General features: G+C 69.4%; 18 protein-coding genes and 1 riboswitch. Of the genes, 12 read left to right on the top strand and 6 right to left on the bottom strand.

Annotated features, from left to right (window positions below):
• Positions 1-168: 168 nt before the first annotated feature.
• The 11 genes from clsA (at position 169) to IE263_RS46065 (ending at position 10773) form a co-directional block, all read left to right on the top strand.
• Positions 169-777 (top strand): cardiolipin synthase ClsA, encoded by a 609-nt coding sequence (gene clsA, locus IE263_RS46115; RefSeq protein ID WP_189944145.1) that lies wholly within the window; start codon positions 169-171, stop codon positions 775-777.
• Between the two features lie 114 nt (positions 778-891).
• Complete coding sequence (locus IE263_RS46110; protein ID WP_189944144.1) at positions 892-3387, top strand: mannose-1-phosphate guanyltransferase; 2496 nt, start codon at positions 892-894, stop codon at positions 3385-3387.
• A 98-nt stretch (positions 3388-3485) separates the two neighbouring features.
• On the top strand, positions 3486-4391 hold the full coding sequence (locus IE263_RS46105) for a DUF881 domain-containing protein (RefSeq protein WP_189944143.1): 906 nt from the start codon (positions 3486-3488) through the stop codon (positions 4389-4391).
• The gene (locus tag IE263_RS46100) at positions 4388-4720 is read left to right on the top strand and encodes a small basic family protein (protein ID WP_003988855.1); all 333 of its coding nucleotides are present in this window, start codon (positions 4388-4390) and stop codon (positions 4718-4720) included. Before IE263_RS46105 ends, IE263_RS46100 begins: the two co-directional genes overlap by 4 nt.
• Before the next feature lie 5 nt (positions 4721-4725).
• Positions 4726-5574 (top strand): DUF881 domain-containing protein, encoded by an 849-nt coding sequence (locus IE263_RS46095; protein ID WP_189944142.1) that lies wholly within the window; start codon positions 4726-4728, stop codon positions 5572-5574.
• An 82-nt stretch (positions 5575-5656) separates the two neighbouring features.
• The gene (locus tag IE263_RS46090) at positions 5657-6541 is read left to right on the top strand and encodes an FHA domain-containing protein (RefSeq protein ID WP_189944151.1); all 885 of its coding nucleotides are present in this window, start codon (positions 5657-5659) and stop codon (positions 6539-6541) included.
• A 43-nt stretch (positions 6542-6584) separates the two neighbouring features.
• Positions 6585-7322, top strand: coding sequence for a transcriptional regulator FtsR (gene ftsR / locus IE263_RS46085; RefSeq protein WP_189944141.1), 738 nt, complete (start codon positions 6585-6587; stop codon positions 7320-7322).
• A gap of 84 nt (positions 7323-7406) precedes the next feature.
• Positions 7407-7880 carry a bifunctional nuclease family protein gene (locus IE263_RS46080; protein ID WP_004934251.1) on the top strand — a complete coding sequence of 158 codons (474 nt, stop codon included), beginning with the start codon at positions 7407-7409 and terminating at the stop codon, positions 7878-7880.
• Between the two features lie 227 nt (positions 7881-8107).
• Positions 8108-8752, top strand: coding sequence for a MerR family transcriptional regulator (locus tag IE263_RS46075; protein ID WP_189944140.1), 645 nt, complete (start codon positions 8108-8110; stop codon positions 8750-8752).
• Positions 8753-8821: 69 nt separating this feature from the next.
• Positions 8822-10237, top strand: coding sequence for a DNA polymerase IV (locus IE263_RS46070; RefSeq protein ID WP_189944139.1), 1416 nt, complete (start codon positions 8822-8824; stop codon positions 10235-10237).
• Between the two features lie 74 nt (positions 10238-10311).
• Positions 10312-10773, top strand: a complete 462-nt coding sequence (locus tag IE263_RS46065) for a nucleotidyltransferase domain-containing protein (protein ID WP_189944138.1) — start codon at positions 10312-10314, stop codon at positions 10771-10773.
• Between the two features lie 5 nt (positions 10774-10778).
• Here the strand turns inward: IE263_RS46065 and IE263_RS46060 are convergent, their stop codons facing one another.
• The gene (locus IE263_RS46060; protein ID WP_189944137.1) at positions 10779-11150 is read right to left on the bottom strand and encodes a PRC-barrel domain-containing protein; all 372 of its coding nucleotides are present in this window, start codon (positions 11148-11150) and stop codon (positions 10779-10781) included.
• Positions 11151-11264: 114 nt separating this feature from the next.
• A riboswitch (glycine riboswitch) is annotated at positions 11265-11360 on the top strand.
• Between the two features lie 175 nt (positions 11361-11535).
• Here IE263_RS46060 and gcvP point away from each other — a divergent pair.
• A complete protein-coding gene (gene gcvP, locus IE263_RS46055; protein ID WP_189944136.1) occupies positions 11536-14421 on the top strand; it encodes an aminomethyl-transferring glycine dehydrogenase in 2886 nt (961 codons plus the stop codon).
• Positions 14422-14472: 51 nt separating this feature from the next.
• On the opposite strand, the gene IE263_RS46050 is transcribed toward gcvP, so the two are convergent.
• From IE263_RS46050 to IE263_RS46030, 5 genes are all read right to left on the bottom strand, one after another.
• Entirely contained in the window at positions 14473-14892 is a 420-nt protein-coding gene (locus tag IE263_RS46050; protein ID WP_189944135.1) for a TOBE domain-containing protein, read from the bottom strand.
• 28 nt (positions 14893-14920) lie between these two features.
• Positions 14921-16006 carry an ABC transporter ATP-binding protein gene (locus IE263_RS46045; protein ID WP_189944150.1) on the bottom strand — a complete coding sequence of 362 codons (1086 nt, stop codon included), beginning with the start codon at positions 16004-16006 and terminating at the stop codon, positions 14921-14923.
• Between the two features lie 59 nt (positions 16007-16065).
• Complete coding sequence (locus IE263_RS46040) at positions 16066-16965, bottom strand: ABC transporter permease (protein WP_189944134.1); 900 nt, start codon at positions 16963-16965, stop codon at positions 16066-16068.
• A complete protein-coding gene (gene modA / locus IE263_RS46035) occupies positions 16962-17786 on the bottom strand; it encodes a molybdate ABC transporter substrate-binding protein (protein WP_189944133.1) in 825 nt (274 codons plus the stop codon). The genes IE263_RS46040 and modA overlap by 4 nt, the downstream gene beginning before the upstream one ends.
• Positions 17787-17959: 173 nt before the next feature.
• Positions 17960-18358, bottom strand: coding sequence for a TOBE domain-containing protein (locus IE263_RS46030; protein WP_189944132.1), 399 nt, complete (start codon positions 18356-18358; stop codon positions 17960-17962).
• Between the last annotated feature and the right edge of the window lie 44 nt (positions 18359-18402).

Raw genomic sequence — 18402 nt, 5'->3', positions numbered from 1 at the left:
CTTACAGCGCCGATGGTACTGCAGGGGGGACCCTGTGGGAGAGTAGGACGCCGCCGAACTCCCTTTAGAGCTCTGGCTCTTGGGCATGCAGCCCGAGAGCCAGAGCTTTTTTGCGTTGAGGTAAGGTCAGGGAGCATCGTTGGCTCGTTTCCTACTGGAGGCCCCCGGGTGGAGGTCCAGGAGACCCGTGTTCAGACTGACCGGGTCCTCACCATCCCCAACATCCTCAGCATGGCGCGTCTTGTCGGCGTGCCCCTGTTCCTGTGGCTGATTCTGAGGCCTGAGTTCGGGGGCCCGCAGAGCGACGGCTGGGCTCTCCTGGTGCTGGCCCTGAGCGGGATCAGCGACTACCTGGACGGCAAGCTCGCGCGGCGCTGGAACCAGATCAGCAGTCTCGGCCGGCTCCTCGACCCGGCTGCGGACCGGCTCTACATTCTCTCGACTTTGGTCGGTCTCACCTGGCGCGAGATTCTGCCTGTGTGGTTGACGGCTGTACTTCTTGCGCGAGAACTGGTTCTGCTGGTGATGGTGGGCATCCTCAGGCGGCACGGCTATCCGCCGCCCCAGGTGAACTTCCTCGGGAAGGCCGCCACCTTCAACCTGATGTACGCCTTCCCGCTTCTGTTGCTCAGTGACGGAAGTGGATGGCTGGCGTCACTCGCTGCTATTTTCGGATGGGCGTTCGCGGGATGGGGTACAACGCTGTACTGGTGGGCAGGAGTCCTCTACGTGGTACAAGTCCGCCGCCTGGTCCGTGCGGACGCCATGGCCGACTGAGCTCGCCCATTGGCAGCTAGCAGTGGCTCGATGGCCCGCGGGGGAAAAATGCGGGACAATCTGGACGGGTGAAGTCGGCTAGACCGTCGTCTCTTCAAGGAGGACGCTTCCGACATGAAGGCCGTCGTGATGGCCGGAGGCGAAGGCACGCGCCTTCGCCCTATGACCTCGAGCATGCCCAAGCCGCTCCTGCCGGTGGCCAACCGGCCGATCATGGAGCACGTTCTGAGGCTGCTCAAAAGGCATGGGCTCAACGAGACAGTCGTCACTGTGCAGTTCCTGGCGTCACTGGTCAAGAACTACTTCGGTGACGGTGAAGAACTCGGAATGGAGCTCAGCTATGCCAATGAGGAGAAGCCACTCGGTACCGCCGGAAGCGTCAAGAACGCAGAGGAGGCGTTGAAGGACGACGCCTTCCTCGTGATCTCCGGTGATGCCCTGACCGACTTCGACCTCACCGAGCTGATCAACTTCCACAAGGAAAAGGGCGCTCTGGTCACGGTATGCCTGACGCGGGTACCCAATCCTCTGGAATTCGGCATCACGATCGTCGACGAAGAGGGCAAGGTCGAGCGGTTCCTGGAGAAGCCGACCTGGGGCCAGGTTTTCTCGGACACCGTGAACACGGGCATCTACGTGATGGAGCCCGAAGTCTTCGAGTATGTCGAGGCCGATGTTCCCGTGGACTGGTCCGGCGACGTCTTCCCGCAGTTGATGAAGGAGGGCAAGCCGATCTACGGCTATGTCGCGGAGGGCTACTGGGAGGACGTCGGCACGCACGAGAGCTACGTGAAGGCCCAGGCCGACGTGCTGGAGGGCAAGGTCGACGTCGAACTCGACGGCTTCGAGATCTCGCCGGGCGTATGGGTGGCTGAAGGCGCCGAGGTGCATCCCGATGCCGTTCTGCGGGGGCCGCTCTACATCGGGGACTACGCGAAGGTGGAGGCCGGCGCGGAAATCCGCGAGCACACCGTCGTCGGATCCAACGTCGTGGTGAAGAGCGGAGCCTTCCTGCACAAGGCTGTCGTGCACGACAACGTGTACGTCGGGCAGCACAGCAATCTGCGCGGGTGTGTGGTCGGAAAGAACACCGACATCATGCGGGCGGCCAGAATCGAGGACGGGGCCGTCATCGGTGATGAATGCCTGATCGGTGAAGAATCGATCGTGCAGGGCAATGTGCGGGTCTATCCGTTCAAGACCATCGAAGCCGGTGCGTTCGTCAACACCTCGGTGATCTGGGAATCGCGAGGACAGGCGCACCTCTTCGGCGCCCGTGGGGTCTCGGGAATCCTGAACGTCGAGATCACACCCGAGTTGGCCGTGCGTCTCGCCGGCGCCTACGCGACGACGCTGAAGAAGGGCTCCACCGTCACCACGGCCCGCGACCACTCCCGTGGTGCCCGGGCGCTGAAGCGGGCCGTCATCTCCGCGCTGCAGGCCAGCGCCATCGATGTACGGGATCTGGAGAACGTACCGCTGCCTGTGGCGCGGCAGCAGACTGCTCGGGGGAGTGCCGGCGGGATCATGATCCGGACCTCGCCCGGGGTGCCGGATTCCGTGGACATCATGTTCTTCGACGGACAGGGTGCCGATCTTTCGCAGGGCAGTCAGCGGAAGCTGGACCGGGTGTTCGCGCGGCAGGAGTACCGGCGGGCGTTCCCGGGGGAGATCGGGGACCTGCATTTTCCGGCCAGCGTCTTCGACTCGTACACCGGGTCGCTCCTGCGGAACGTGGACACGTCCGGGATCTCCGAGTCCGGGCTGAAGGTCGTTGTCGATGCCTCGAACGGCAGTGCCGGGCTTGTCCTGCCGAGTTTGCTCGGGAAGCTCGGGGTGGACTCGCTGACCATCAATCCTGGTCTGAACGAGGCCAGGCCGACGGAGACGGGTGACCAGCGGCGCTCGGGGCTGGTGCGGCTCGGCGAGATCGTGGCATCCTCGCGAGCCCACTTCGGCGTGCGGTTCGACCCGGTGGGCGAGCGGCTCTCCCTGGTGGACGAGAAGGGCCGGATCATCGAGGACGATCGGGCGCTGCTCGTGCTGCTCGACCTGGTGGCCGCCGAGCGGCGCAGCGGGCGGGTGGCCCTGCCGGTCACCACGACGAGGATCGCGGAGCAGGTGGCGGCCTATCACGGGACGCAGGTCGAGTGGACGACGACCTCGCCCGATGACCTGACCCGGGTGGGGCGGGATGAGTCGACCATCTTCGGCGGGGATGGCAAGGGCGGTTTCATCGTCCCCGAGTTCAGCAGTGTCTTCGACGGTACGGCGGCCTTCGTGCGGCTGATCGGGCTCGTGGCCCGGACGCAGCTCACGCTGAGCCAGATCGACGCGCGGATTCCTCGAGCGCACGTCCTGAAGCGGGATCTCGCGACCCCGTGGGCGGTCAAGGGGCTCGTGATGCGGCGGGTCGTCGAAGCGGCCGGAGACCGCTTTGTGGACACCACCGACGGCGTCCGCGTGGTGGAGACGGACGGGCGCTGGGTGATGGTGCTGCCGGACCCGGCCGAGGCGGTCACGCATCTGTGGGCTGAGGGGCCCGACGACGCCTCGGCGCAGGCCCTGCTGGACGAGTGGTCAGCGGTCGTGGACAGCGCCGGTCGCTGAAACACGTACCACGCGCGCGTGCCGGACAAGCGTCCCCAAGGGGGCCTGTCCGGCACGCCGGTGGGGCCGTTCGGAGGTACTGGGCGCGACGTGCGACGATGTGCGGCATGCCGCAGCAGCCCCCCGTTCGGAGCACACCCGCGCGCGCGTCGCGCCCGGACGCGTCCATGTCGCTGCTCACCAACGTCATGGACCACAGCCTCGACGACGGCTACGCCGAGGCCGCCGCCCGGAAGCAGGCCGAGGGCGCCGGTGGCATGCCCAAGACGCTGCGGGCGAAGCTGGGTCTCGCCGCGGGCTTGGTGCTCGCGGCCCTCGTGGTCACCGTCGGGGCGGCCCAGGCGCGGATCGCCGCTCCGGTCGTCGCCAAGGAGCGCGAGGATCTGATCGACCGCATCGACCGCGAGACCGAGGCGGCGGACAAGCTCGAGAGCACTGTCGACGAGCTGCGCGACGACGTGAGCGCGCGGCAGCGGGAGGCGCTCAGGGAGAGCGGGGGCGGCGACCAGGCAGAGCTGGTGGGCATTCTGGCGGGTGCGGTCGAGGTGCACGGCCCCGGAATCAAGCTGGTCGTGGATGATGCCAAGGAAGCCTCCACAGGCGGCGACAGCGACCCGCGCGAGACCTCCGGGTTCTCCGACACCGGACGGGTGCGCGACCGCGATCTGCAGCGTGTGGTCAACGGGCTGTGGGCCTCGGGCGCCGAGGCCGTCTCCATCAACGGGCAGCGGCTGACGGCGCTGTCCGCGATCAGGGCCGCGGGCGACGCGATACTGGTCGACAACAAGCCGCTGGTGCCGCCGTACACAGTGCTGGCGGTGGGGGACGGGAAGAACCTCAGCACCCGGTTCCAGGACAGCGCCGACGGGCTGTATCTGCACGCCCTGCAGGAGAACTTCGGTATCCGGACCGCCATTTCCGTGGAGGACGACGTCCGGCTGCCCGCCGCACCGAGTGTGATCGTACGTACAGCACAGCCGAGAACTGAGAAGGGCACATCGTGATCGCCGTACTGGGCCTCGTCGTGGGAGTCGTGGCCGGCCTGTTGGTCCGGCCTGAGGTTCCGGCGGTCGTGGAGCCTTATCTGCCGATCGCCGTCGTGGCGGCGCTCGACGCCGTCTTCGGAGGTCTGCGGGCCATGCTCGACGGTATCTTCGACGACAAGGTCTTCGTGGTGTCGTTCCTGTCGAACGTGGTCGTCGCCGCCCTGATCGTGTTTCTGGGCGACAAGTTGGGCGTGGGTGCTCAGCTGTCCACGGGTGTCGTGGTCGTGCTCGGCATCCGGATCTTCTCCAACGCCGCGGCGATCCGCCGGCACGTGTTCCGGGCGTGAGGCAGATGAGCAACCAGGACGAAACGCAGCCCGAGGAAACACCGACGACCAGGCTGCGCAGGGAGTTGCCCGCGGAGGTTCCTGCGGCGGCTCCGCAGGCGGATGCGTCCGAGGAGGCCGCCGAGTCCGCACTGACCGGTCGGCAGCGGCTCGTGAAGGGGTTGTGGCCGCCGCGCGTCACCCGGGCCCAACTCATTGTGGCCGTGCTGCTGTTCGGCCTGGGTTTCGGCCTGGCCGTCCAGGTCGCCTCCAACAGCGACAGCAGCAACGCCCTGCGTGGCGCGCGCCAGGAAGATCTCGTGCGCATCCTCGATGAACTGGATGACCGCAGTCAGCGTCTTGAGGACGAGAAGCAAGGGCTCGAGAAGCAGCGGCAGGAGCTGGAGAACAGCTCCGACCAGGCCGAGGAGGCCCGCAAGCAGACGGTCGAGAAGGAGAAGCAACTCGGCATTCTGGCGGGCACGGTGGCTGCTCAAGGGCCAGGCATCACTGTGACCATCGAGGACACGAAGGGGACGGTCGAGGCGGACATGTTGCTCGACGCGATCCAGGAGCTGCGCGCGGCGGGGGCGGAGGCGATCCAGGTCAACGGCGTACGGGTCGTCGCCGGCACGTATCTGACGGATTCCGGCGAGAGCGTGAGCGTCGACGGGAACAAGATCAACGCACCCTATCGTTTCAAGGTCATCGGCAAGCCGCAGGACCTCGAACCGGCGCTCAACATCCCTGGAGGTGTGGTGCAGACTCTCGAGAAGGAGCAGGCCACCGTGACCGTCGAGCGATCGACCAAGATCGTCGTGGACGCCTTGCGAGCGGCGGAGCAGCCTGACTACGCTCGGTCGTCCTCCCAGTGAACCGGGGGTGCATGGGGGCCGTCCGGCAGGGGCATGAGGCTGCGGGGGGTCGGCGCACCGATCGGGTGGTGCGTGGTGGAAACTGTCTGGTGGATACGGACGTTGTGAAGGTGTCCGGGTCGGCCGGTGTATTCAGTCAGGGTTCGTCCTGCCCCACGGGCGGGTCTGTTTCGGTCAAGGGGAATCGCCCGTGAAGTTGTTTGCGAAGTTGTTCGGCAAGAGCGCGCGAGAGGGCAGCGACAACGCGACCGCCCGCCATCGCGCACAGCCTGACGCGGAAGGTCAGCGGCCGCTGTTCCGGGACCAGGTACCTGGTCCGGGTGGTGACATTTCCGGAGGCCAGGGCGGGGCGTCGGTTGACCCTGCCCAGTCCGGCGACATAGGTTTCGGGCAACCGTCAACCTCAAGTACGGGTGGAGGGTTTTCCCCTATGTCGGCCCTGGTGTGTACGAGGTGCGGTAACCGCAATGCGGAGAACAGCCGCTTCTGCTCCAACTGCGGCGCGCCGCTGAGGCCCGGCCTGACGCCCGAGCGTGCGTCGGAGACGACCTCCACGATCTCCATCTCGGGTCTCGAGGCGTACGACTCCGAGACCACCGGCCAGACGCAGCTGCCGGCGCTCTCTCCGGAGGCGCAGGCCGCGGTGGACGCGCTGCCGTTGGGCTCCGCGTTGCTGGTCGTGCGCCGCGGTCCGAACTCGGGCAGCCGCTTCCTGCTGGACGGCGACCTGACCACGGCCGGGCGTCACCCGCAGAGCGACATCTTCCTGGACGACGTGACGGTCTCCCGCCGCCATGTGGAGTTCCGGCGCCGCCAGGACGGTTCGTTCACGGTCGCCGACGTCGGCAGCCTGAACGGCACGTATGTCAATCGCGAGCGGATCGACGAGGTCCCTCTGTCGAACGGTGACGAGGTGCAGATCGGCAAGTACCGGCTGGTCTTCTACGCGAGCCAGCGAGGCTACTGACCCTCCCCCGGGCTCGGTCCGGGGGCACCCCCAGGGAAGGCCCATGCTTCGAACACCGAGGGGCGGTGCCGGACACGGCACCGCCGCCGCGGACGGTGGTCTGATGAGCATCGGCACGGTGCTGAACGTGCTGCGTGACGAGTTTCCCGAAGTCACCATCTCCAAGATCCGTTTCCTGGAGTCGGAGGGGCTCGTCGAGCCGCAGCGGACCCCGTCGGGGTACCGCAAGTTCAGCGCCGAGGACGTCGAGCGCCTCGGCCATGTGCTGAGGATGCAGCGGGACCACTATCTGCCGCTCAAGGTGATCCGGGAACATCTGGACGCCATGGAGCGTGGCGAGGCCGTGCCACTGCCGACACTGGGCCGGCAGCGGGACGGGGAGGCCGTCCAGGAGCCCTCCGACGCACCCACCGTCGCCCGCATCGGGCGGGCCGAGCTGCTGGCGGCGGCCGGGATCGACGAGCGGGAGCTCGGGGAGTGGGAGTCGTACGGGCTCGTCGTGCCGCTGGAGGACGGGGTCTATGACGCGGAGGCGGCCACGGTGGCCTCGCTGATCGCCGAGCTGGGGCGGTTCGGGATCGAGCCCCGGCATCTGCGGGTGATGAAGGCCGCCGCAGACCGTGAGGCGGGGCTTGTGGACCAGGTCGTGGCCCCGCTCAAGCGGCACCGCAATCCGCAGACCAGGGCCCATGCGCAGGCTCGTACGAAGGAGCTGGCAGGGCTCACGGTCAGGCTGCACGCGGCGCTCGTGCAGACCGCGCTGGGCGTGCGGCTGCCCTGAGGAGGGTGGCACCGGGCAGCCGGATCGGTCACCCGTTCCCGGCCCGACTACCCAAACATCCCGGGCACGGCCTAGGGTTGCTGTGTGAACGAGCTCGATGTCGTAGGTGTCCGGGTCGAGATGCCCTCCAACCAACCGATCGTGCTGCTGCGTGAAGTGGGAGGCGACCGTTACCTCCCCATCTGGATCGGACCGGGGGAGGCGACGGCCATTGCCTTCGCCCAGCAGGGCATGGCTCCCGCGCGGCCGCTGACCCACGACCTGTTCAAGGACGTGCTGGAGGCCGTCGGCCAGGAGCTCACCGAGGTGCGCATCACGGACCTGCGTGAGGGCGTCTTCTACGCCGAGCTGGTCTTCGCCAGCGGCGTCGAGGTGAGCGCCCGCCCGTCCGACGCCATAGCGCTGGCACTGCGCACCGGAACGCCGATCTACGGCAGTGACACGGTGCTCGACGACGCGGGCATCGCCATCCCGGACGAGCAGGAGGACGAGGTGGAGAAGTTCCGCGAGTTCCTCGACCAGATCTCGCCGGAGGACTTCGGCACCAGCAACCAGTAGCCGGTTTGAGCCCACGAGACGGGGCGGCCCGTTTCCGGCAACTGCCGACGGCGGGTAAGAGCGTCCTACGGCCTCCGCTCAGCGCATTCGGCTAGCCTTTCCCCGCGGTGGGGTGCGGGAAACCACTCCTAGGGTGATTATCACTCGGCGTGGCGAGTGTGGCGATCGTTGACGCACCCCTGGTGACTGCCTACCGTCGAGAAGGCAGGTCAAGGACGGAGGTCGGCGTGAGAAGCAGCGGCGGCGGTACGGCTGGGGGTGCCCCCGGACTCGGTGTCGGGGGGAGCGGTCCGTACCCGCTTCACGGCAGCGCGGCCGATCACGCTCCGCAGCGACCGGCGGCCGTGCCGAGCAGCGGAGGGGCGACGTCCATGGCGTCCGAGCAGATCGGCTATCGCGGTCCGACGGCCTGTGCGGCCGCCGGCATCACCTATCGGCAACTGGACTACTGGGCGCGCACCGGGCTTGTCGAGCCGAGCGTGCGGCCCGCCTACGGGTCCGGCACCCAGCGTCTCTACAGCTTCCGGGACGTCGTCGTCCTGAAGATCGTCAAGCGGTTCCTCGACACCGGCGTGTCGCTGCAGAACATCCGCACCGCCGTCCAGCACCTGCGCGAGCGTGGGTTTCGCGACCTGGAGCGCATGACGCTGATGAGCGACGGGGCCACGGTCTATGAGTGCACCTCGCCGGACGAGGTCCACGCGCTGCTCCAGGGCGGCCAGGGCATCTTCGGCATCGCCGTGGGTGTGGTGTGGCGGGACGTCGAGAGCGCGCTGTCGCAGCTGCACGGGGAGCGCGTCGACACCGGTGAGACGCTCGTCGGGCACAACCCTGCGGACGAGCTGGCGCGGCGGCGCAACAGAGCGGTCTGACTGCCTCCGCGAGCGCACTGGGCGGGCTGTCCGACGTCATTGTCAGTGGCGTGGTGCAGCATCGGAGATGTGAGAAACGCGCCCACGATCCTGCATCTCGACATGGATGCCTTCTTCGCGCAGGCGGAACAGGCGTCCAAGCCGAGTCTGCGCGGGAAGGCCGTGGTCGTGGGCGGTCTCGGCCCGCGCGGAGTGGTGGCGACCGCCTCCTACGAGGCACGGGTCTTCGGGGTGCACTCGGCGATGCCGATGGCCCAGGCGCGTCGGCTGGCTCCGAACGCCGCCTACCTCAGTCCTCGCTTCGCGTTCTACCGGTCGATCAGCGACCAGGTGATGGGGCTGCTGCGGGCGCTGTCGCCGCTGGTCGAGCCGCTGAGCCTGGACGAGGCGTTCGTGGACCTGGAGGCCGGGGGAGCGGCCTGGGACAGTGAGTCGGCGCGGCTGGCCGGGGTGCGGCTGCGTGCGGACATCCGAGCCGTCACGGGGCTCACGGGGTCGGTGGGGCTGGCCGCCTCCAAGATGCTCGCGAAGATCGCCTCGGAGCAGGCCAAGCCCGACGGCCTGGTGCTGATCGAGCCGGGCACCGAGCGGGCCTTGCTCGGGCCGATGTCGGTGCGGACACTGCCGGGGGTCGGGCCGGCGACGGGTGATCATCTGAGGCGAGCGGGGATCACCACGGTCGACGAACTCGCTGAAGCGGGTGAGGACGAGCTGGTCCGGCTGCTGGGCAAGGCGCACGGGCACGCGCTGTACGCCATGGCGCTGGCACGCGACGAGCGGCCCGTGGTGGCCGAGCGGGAGACCAAGTCGGTGTCGGTCGAGGACACGTACGACGTGGACATCCACGACCGGCTGCGGGTGGAGCTGGAAGTGCAGCGGCTGGCGGACCGGTGTGTGCGCAGGCTGCGAGGGGCCGGTCTGTCGGGGCGGACCATAGTGCTGAAGGTGCGGCGGTACGACTTCTCCACCCTCACCCGGTCCGAGACCCTGCGCGGGCCCACGGACGATCCGGCGGTGGTGCGCGAGGCGGCGGCGCGGCTGTTGGACTCGGTGGACACCACGGGCGGGGTGCGGCTGCTCGGTGTAGGGGTCAGCGGTCTGGCCGACTTCACGCAGGAGGACCTGTTCGCGCAGGCAGCCGAGGAGCGGGGCGAGGGACCCGAGGAGGAGGTTCCGGAGGAGCCTCCCCGGGAGGAGGCCGGGCCGGTCGAGCATCAGTGGCGTCCCGGGCACGATGTGCGGCATGCCGAGCTGGGGCACGGGTGGGTGCAGGGCAGTGGTCTGGGGCGGGTCACCGTGCGGTTCGAGACGCCCGAGTCGGAGGTGGGGCGCGTACGGACGTTCCGCATCGACGACCCGGATCTGCAGCCGGCGGATCCGTTGCCGTTGGTGCGGCGAAGACCGGAGGAGGGCGCGGGGGGCGCCGAGGCTCAGGCAGCGGGTTCGCATACGAGATTGCCGACGGCCCCCGGGAACACCAACTGAAGCTGATCCGTTACAGAGAGTGAAGTGGATGAAGGTGTCGAGCGAGGCGGCGCCTGAGCTGAAGGGGGAACGGCATGAAACTGCGGGGGAACCAGTCCGCGGGCGCGGGCGGGGTGTCCGTGGAGCGGGAGGCCGAGGTGCGGGAGGTCGTCGATCGGGTCACTCGCTGGGCCAGGAACAGGAGTGACGTCGCAGGACTGCTCCTCGTCGGGTCGTATGCGCGTGGGGCCGCGCGCCCGGACTCCGACGTCGATCTCGTGTTGCTCACGACGGAGCCGTCGCGGTACGCCGAGGACGACGCATGGGTGCGCGAGCTCGCCCTGGGCGAGGTGGTGCGTGTCCATGCGTGGGGGCCCGTCACCGAATGGCGGCATGTCACCGCCTCCGGGCTGGAGATCGAGGTGGGCATCGGTCCGGCCGACTGGGCTCGGACGGACCCTCTGGACGCAGGCACACGCCAGGTCGTCACGGACGGAGCCCGGCTTCTGTATGACCCCGCCGGGATGCTCGCCGGACTGATACGGGCCTGTTCCTGACCGGGTCAGGGCTCGTCCGTGCCGGCCATCCTGCCGAAGTCATGGTCCGGGAGCGGGGGAGGGGCGCCGAGGTCGAGGCCGTAGTGGTGGTAGAGCTGGAGTTCCTGCTCCGGGGAGAGGTGGCGGCCCACGCCGAAGTCCGGGGCGTCCTTGATCAGGGCGCGGTCGAAGGGGACGTGCAGCGTGCCATCGACCAGTTCGCTGGGCTCCAGGGGGACGAAGGCGTCCCGGGAGAACAGGCCGGTCCGTATGGCCGCCCACTCCGGCACTCCGGTCGCGTCGTCGAGGTAGACCTCGTCGATCGTGCCGATCTTGATGCCGTTGCGGTCGAACGCCTTGCGGCCGATCAGGTTGCGCGGATCGATGTCCGTCTGCACGGGCCCTCCATGTGGTCGCAACTCATCCGTAAGCACTACAAAAGAGCACATTGGGGAGCGTGGCCACTCGAGGGACCGGGTGTCGACCTCGCTGGTACGCTGGCAAGCGGCTGCTGACCCCGTGCGGGAGAGTCCTCCGGAGATATCCGGAGGCGCCGAAGGAGCAAATCCTCCCCGGAATCTCTCAGGCTCACGTACCGCACGGACGAGGTCACTCTGGAAAGCAGGGCGGGTGTCGACGGCTTCCGCTCTCACCGACGGTGAAAGCCGGGCTCCCTCGGGCGGCCGGTGAAGCTCTCAGGTTGAGATGACAGAGGGGGAGGCCGTCCGGGTACCCGTGCCGTGGTGCCCCTCGAAGGTCGCGTCAGACCAGGAGGCCTCCGCAATGACCGCCCATCGCATTCCGCTCTCCGACCTCGAACAGGGAATCCCCTTCGAGCAGCGCCACATCGGGCCCGACCTGGAGGCGCGGGCCAAGATGCTCGCGCAGGTCGGGTACGGCTCGCTGGACGAGCTCACCAGCGCCGCCGTGCCGGATGTGATCAAGAACGCCGACGCGCTGGATCTGCCGGGTGCGCGCACCGAGGCCGAGGTGCTCGCCGAGCTGCGGTCCCTGGCCGACCGTAACCAGGTCCTCGACTCCATGATCGGGCTCGGGTACTACGGCACGTTCACGCCGCCCGTCATCCTGCGGAACGTCATGGAGAACCCGGCCTGGTACACGGCCTACACGCCGTACCAGCCGGAGATCTCGCAGGGGCGGCTCGAGGCGCTGCTGAACTTCCAGACGATGGTCGCCGACCTCACCGGGCTGCCGACCTCGGGTGCCTCGCTGCTCGACGAGGGCACGGCCGCCGCCGAGGCGATGGCGCTGTCCCGGCGCATGGGCAAGAACAAGAAGGGTCTGTTCCTGGTCGACGCGGACGCGTTGCCGCAGACCATCGCCGTGATCGAGACCCGCGCCGAGCCGACCGGTGCCGAGGTGGTCGTCGCCGACCTCAGCGAGGGCATTCCGGCCGAGATCGCCGCGCGGGAGATCAATGGCGTACTGATCCAGTACCCGGGGGCCTCCGGGGCCGTACGCGACATCAAGCCGGTCATCGAGCAGGCCCATGAGCTGGGGGCACTCGTCACTGTGGCCGCCGATCTGCTCGCGCTGACGCTGCTGACCTCGCCCGGGGAGCTGGGGGCGGACATCGCGGTCGGGACGACGCAGCGGTTCGGTGTGCCGATGGGCTTCGGTGGGCCGCACGCCGGTTACATGGCCGTCCGCGAGAAGTTCGCGCGCAGCCTGCCCGGGCGGCTCGTCGGCGTCTCCGTCGACGCGGACGGGAACAAGGCGTACCGGCTGGCACTGCAGACACGTGAGCAGCACATTCGCCGGGAGAAGGCGACCAGCAACATCTGTACCGCGCAGGTGTTGCTCGCCGTCATGGCCGGGATGTACGCCGTCTACCACGGGCCCGAGGGGCTCCAGGGGATCGCGCGGCGGACGCATCGGTACGCGTCGATCCTGGCCGCGGGGCTGACGGCCGGTGGTGTCGAGGTGGTGCACGGTTCCTACTTCGACACGCTTACCGTCCGCGTGCCCGCGAAGGCCGCCGAGGTCGTCGCCGCCGCGCGGCAGAACGGCGTCAACCTGCACCTCGTCGACGCCGACCGGGTGTCGATCGCCTGCGACGAGACCACCGGGCGGGCCCAGGTGGGTGCCGTCTGGAGCGCCTTCGGGGTCGAGGGTGACATCGAGGCGCTCGACGCCGTCGCCGAGGACGCTCTGCCGGCCGGGCTGCTGCGCTCCGACGAGATCCTCACCCACCCCGTCTTCCACCAGCACCGTTCCGAGACCGCGATGCTGCGGTACCTGCGCAAGCTGGCCGACCGCGACTACGCGCTCGACCGCGGCATGATCCCGCTGGGCTCCTGCACCATGAAGCTCAACGCCACCACCGAGATGGAGCCGGTCACCTGGCCCGAGTTCGGGCAGCTGCACCCCTTCGCCCCCGCCGAGCAGGCCGAGGGCTACCTCACCCTCATCCGTGAGCTGGAGGAGCGGCTCGCCGAGGTCACCGGTTACGACAAGGTGTCGCTGCAGCCGAACGCCGGGTCGCAGGGGGAGCTGGCCGGTCTGCTCGCCGTACGTGGCTACCACCGGGCCAACGGCGACGAGCAGCGGACCGTGTGCCTCATCCCGTCGTCCGCACACGGGACGAACGCCGCCAGCGCCGTGATGGCCGGGATGAAGGTCGTCGTCGTGAACACCGCCGGGGACGGCGAGATCGACGTCGAGGATCTGCGGGCGAAGATCGAGAAGCACCGGGACGAGCTGGCGGTGCTGATGATCACGTATCCGTCGACGCACGGCGTGTTCGAGGAGCACGTCGCCGAGATCTGCGCGCAGGTGCACGAGGCCGGTGGGCAGGTGTACGTCGACGGTGCCAATCTCAACGCCCTCGTCGGGCTCGCCAAGCCGGGGCACTTCGGCGGTGACGTCTCGCACCTCAACCTGCACAAGACGTTCTGCATCCCGCACGGCGGCGGTGGTCCGGGCGTCGGCCCCGTGGCCGTACGGTCGCACCTGGCGCCGTATCTGCCGAACCACCCGCTGCAGCCCGCCGCCGGGCCGGAGACCGGTGTGGGGCCGATCTCGGCGGCGCCGTGGGGTTCCGCGGGGATCCTGCCGATCTCGTGGGCGTATGTGCGGCTCATGGGCGGTGAGGGGCTGAAGCGGGCCACGCAGGTGGCGGTGCTGTCGGCCAACTACGTCGCCAAGCGGCTCGAGCCGCACTACCCCGTGCTCTACACCGGCCCGGGCGGCCTGGTCGCGCACGAGTGCATCATCGATCTGCGGCCGCTGACCAAGGCGACCGGCGTGAGCGTCGACGACGTCGCCAAGCGGCTCATCGACTACGGGTTCCACGCGCCGACGATGTCGTTCCCGGTGGCCGGGACGCTGATGATCGAGCCGACCGAGTCGGAGGACCTGACCGAGCTGGACCGCTTCTGCGAGGCGATGATCGCCATTCGTGCGGAGATCGAGAAGGTCGGCTCCGGCGAGTGGCCCGCCGACGACAACCCGCTGCGCCACGCCCCGCACACCGCGGCCGCGCTCGGTGGGGAGTGGGAGCACGCGTACACGCGGGAGGAGGCCGTCTTCCCGTCCGGGGTGTCCGCCGCCGACAAGTACTGGCCGCCGGTGCGCCGGATCGACCAGGCCTTCGGTGACCGCAACCTCGTCTGCTCGTGCCCGCCGCTGGACGCGTACGAGGACTGACGCGCAGCGGCTGAGGGCTCCTGTCCGGTTCGGGCGGGAGCCCTCGGTGTCTCAGGCCGTCGCCAGGGAGATCTCGGTCGACTTGATCAGGGCGACGGCGCGGGAGCCGGTCGTCAGGGCGAGGTCGTCGACGGCGTCCTTGGTGATGACGGCGGTCAGCTCGCCGCCGTCGACGGACAGTCCGACCGAGGCCATCGCGCCGCCGGTGACGATGCCGGTGACCGTTCCGGGGATGCGGTTGCGGATCGACAGACCCTCGACCGGGCCGGTGGCGACGGCGACCTCCGTCGACTTCACCAGGGCACGGACGGAGGAGCCCGGGGTGAGGCCGAGTTCGGTCACGGCGTCCCGGGTGATCGCCGCGGTGAGGGACTGACCGCCGGTGAGGCGGACCCCGACGGTGGCCATCACCTCGCCGGGGGTGACGGTGGTGACGGTGCCGGGAAGCTGATTGCGGATGCTCAAGGTCATGAGCAACAACCGTAGGACCCCATGACCGCTATGCCGGGTATGCGTGCGTCTGTGCCGCCTTGACCGTCGCCCAGACCGGGGCGCCCGGGCGCAGGTCGAGTTCGGCCGCGGCGACCGTGGTGAGGTCGGCGGCGAGGGGGAGTTCGCCGGTGAGGTCGGCGCGGATCTGGTCGCCGTGGGTCTCCAGGCCGGCGACCTCGCAGCGCCAGAGGTTGCGGGCGCTGGCGCCGGTGGGGCGCTCGCGGTGGAGAGTGACCGCACTCGGGGGGAACGCCACGAAGGCGGGACCGGAGAGGAGTTCCGTGGTGGTGAGGGCGGGGCCCGCGTCGAGGCGGACCGTGTGGCCGTCCGCGTGGCCCCGGTACAGGTTCAGGCCGACGAGCTGTGCGATGTAGTCGGTGCGCGGGTGGCGGGCGATGTCGGAAGGGGTGCCTTCCTGGACGACTTCACCGTGTTCGACGACGATCAGGCGGTCCGCGAGGACCATGGCGTCGAGCGGGTCGTGTGTGACGAGGACGGCGACCGCCTCGAAGTCGGCCAGGTGACGGCGGAGTTGGGCGCGTACCTCCAGGCGGGTACGGGCGTCGAGGGCGGCCAGTGGTTCGTCGAGCAGGAGCAGCCGGGGGTGGGTGGCGAGGGCGCGGGCCAGGGCGACGCGCTGGGCCTGGCCGCCGGAGAGGCGGCGGGGCTTGGCTCCGGCGTGGTCGGCGAGGCCCATGCGCTCCAGCCACCCGGCGGCCTGGGCGCGGGCCTCCGCCTTGGTGGCACCGTGGCAGCGGGGGCCGAACGCCACGTTGTCCAGGGCGGTCAGGTGCGGGAAGAGCAGGTAGTCCTGGAAGACCACGCCCACCGGACGGGATTCCGGTGGTGTACGGTCCAACTCCCTTCCGTCCAGCCGGAGATGGCCGTCGGTGAGCGGGACGAGGCCGGCCAGGGCGCGCAGGGCCGTCGTCTTGCCGGCGCCGTTGGGCCCGAGGAGGGCGACGACATCGCTGGGCGCGGCGGTGAGCGAGACATCGAGGCGGAAAGGGCCGCGGTCGACGACGAGACGGGCGTCCAGGCCCTCGTCCATGACGTCCTCGGTTTCGTCCATGACGTCCTCGGTTTCATCCATGACGTCCTCGGTTTCGTCCATGACGTCCTCGGTCTCGTCCATGACGTCCTCGGTGTTGCTCATGACGCCGTCATCCAGCGGTCCCGCAGGCCCGCCAGGACCGCGATCGAGACGGCGAGCAGGACCAGGCTGAGGGCGATCGCGGCCTCCGGGTCGCTCTGGAGGGCGAGGTAGACCGCGAGGGGCATCGTCTGGGTGCGGCCGGGGAAGTTGCCCGCGAAGGTGATCGTCGCGCCGAACTCACCGAGGGCGCGGGCCCAGGCCAGCACGGCGCCGGCCGCGATGCCCGGTGCGATCAGGGGAAGGGTCACCCGGCGGAACGCGGTGAAGCGGGAGGCGCCCAAAGTGGTGGCCGCCTCCTCGTAGCGCGGGTCGGCGGCGCGCAGGGTGCCCTCGACGCTGATGACGAGGAACGGCATCGCCACGAAGGTCTCCGCGAGGATCACACCGGTCGTGGTGAAGGGGAGGGTGATGCCGAACCAGGAGTCCAGCCACTGCCCGACCACGCCGTTGCGGCCGAGGGCGAGGAGCAGGGCCACACCGCCCACGACCGGAGGCAGGACCAGCGGCAGGGTGACGAGCGCCCGGACGAGGCCTCGGCCGGGGAAGTCCGTGCGGGCGAGGAGCCAGGCCAGCGGCACCCCGATGACCAGGCTCAGCGCGGTCGCCGCCGTGGCGCAGACCAGGGACAGGCGGAGCGCCTGCCACACCTCAGGGCTCGTCAGCTGCTCGGGCAGGCTGTGCCAGGGGGCGCGGACGAGAAGCGCGACGAGGGGGAGGAGGAGAAAGGCCAGGCCGAGGAGGGCGGGGAGGAGAAGGGCGAAGGGCACGCCCGTGCGGACGTGACTCCGCCGTGGGCCGCCCCGGAGGACGTCCCCGCCGGCCGCCTTTCCCGAAGACGGAGACCGAGACGGAGACGGAGACGGCGAGGCGTGGGGAACGCGGCCGCGGTCGGTCACGGCTTGAGGAACCCGGCCTCGGACAGCACCTGCTGTCCCTCCGCGGAGCGCACCAGGGCGATGAAGGCCTTGGCCGCCTCGGCGTTCGGCGCGTCCTTGAGGAGGGCGATCGGGTAGTCGTTGACGGCGTCGGCCGACTCGGGGAAGTCCACGCCCTCCACCCTGTCACCCGCCGCGCGCACATCGGTCTTGTACACCACCGCGGCGTCGGCCTCCTTCAACTCGACCTTCGTCAGGGCGCTCTTGACGTCCTGCTCGTAGGAGACCGGGGTCAGCTTCAGACCGCTCGCGTCGAGGGCCTTCTGGGCGGCGGCACCGCACGGGACCGTCTTGTCGCACAGGACGACCTTCAGGCCGGACTTGGTGAGGTCCTTGAGCAAGGCGATCTTGTCGGGGTTGCCCGGCAGGGTGGCGATCGCCAGCTGGTTGCGGACGAAGGTGACCGGCGTGGTGGCGTTGTCCTTCTTGTCGGTCACGATCGCCATGGTCTTGGCGCTGGCGGCGGCGAAGACGTCGGCCGGGGCGCCGCCGGTGATGCTCGCGGCGAGCGTGTCGCTGCCGCCGAAGTTGAAGGTGACCTTCGTGCCGGGGTGGGCCTTCTCGAACTCCGTGCCCAGCGTCGTGAAGCTTTCCTTGAGGGAGGCGGCCGCGAAGACGGTCACCGTGCCGGACAGCTTCGACGGGGAGGAGCCCGAGGAGTCGGAGGCGGAGGCGGAGGCGGGCGACTGGTCGTCGGACGCGGAGCAGGCGCTCAGGGCCAGCAGCGCGGCGACCCCCGCCACCTGCAGGGTCCGGCGGGGCCGGCGCGCGGAACGGGTCATCACGGGCACTCCCTCTGTCCTCGACGGGGAAGGGGCCGACGGCCTCTCCCGCTACGCAGATCATACTGGCGCATATGCGAGCCGGAAGTCTCCTGTGGCATCGCATGAGCAGGGGCAAGTGCGGTCAACGTCACGCATGTGCGTTGGTGCGGCAGCAGGTTTGCGACAGGGGTTCACGTGCGGTCGATGTGGACGTTCGTCGACTTCACGCGGGCCGTCGCCTCCATGCCCACCTCCAGGCCGAGTTCCTCGACGGCCTCCCGGGTCAGCAGGGAGACGAGCCGGTGCGGGCCGGCCTGGATCTCGACCTGGGCGGCGACGTCGCCGAGCTTGATCGCCGTGACGATGCCGGGGAAGGCGTTGCGGGCCGAGGTGTAGGAGGCGGCGCCCTCCTCGCCGCTGCCGGAGCCGGCGAGTTCGACGGAGAACGCGGCGAGGTCCTTGCCGTCGATGAGGCGTCGTCCGGTCTCGTCGCGGTGGGTCGCCACCCGGCCCGCGTCCGCCCAGCGGCGTGCGGTGTCGGGGCTCACGCCCAGCAGCCGGGCGGCCTGACCGATGGTGTAGGACTGCATGTCGGCCACGATAGGGGCACGCAGGGGTGGGGCGTGGCCCGGTC

The sequence above is a fragment of the Streptomyces aurantiogriseus genome (assembly GCF_014649375.1).
Lineage (GTDB): Bacteria > Actinomycetota > Actinomycetes > Streptomycetales > Streptomycetaceae > Streptomyces > Streptomyces aurantiogriseus.
The sequence above is the reverse complement of the archived record's forward strand: the minus strand, read 5'-3'. Positions and strand labels throughout refer to the sequence as shown.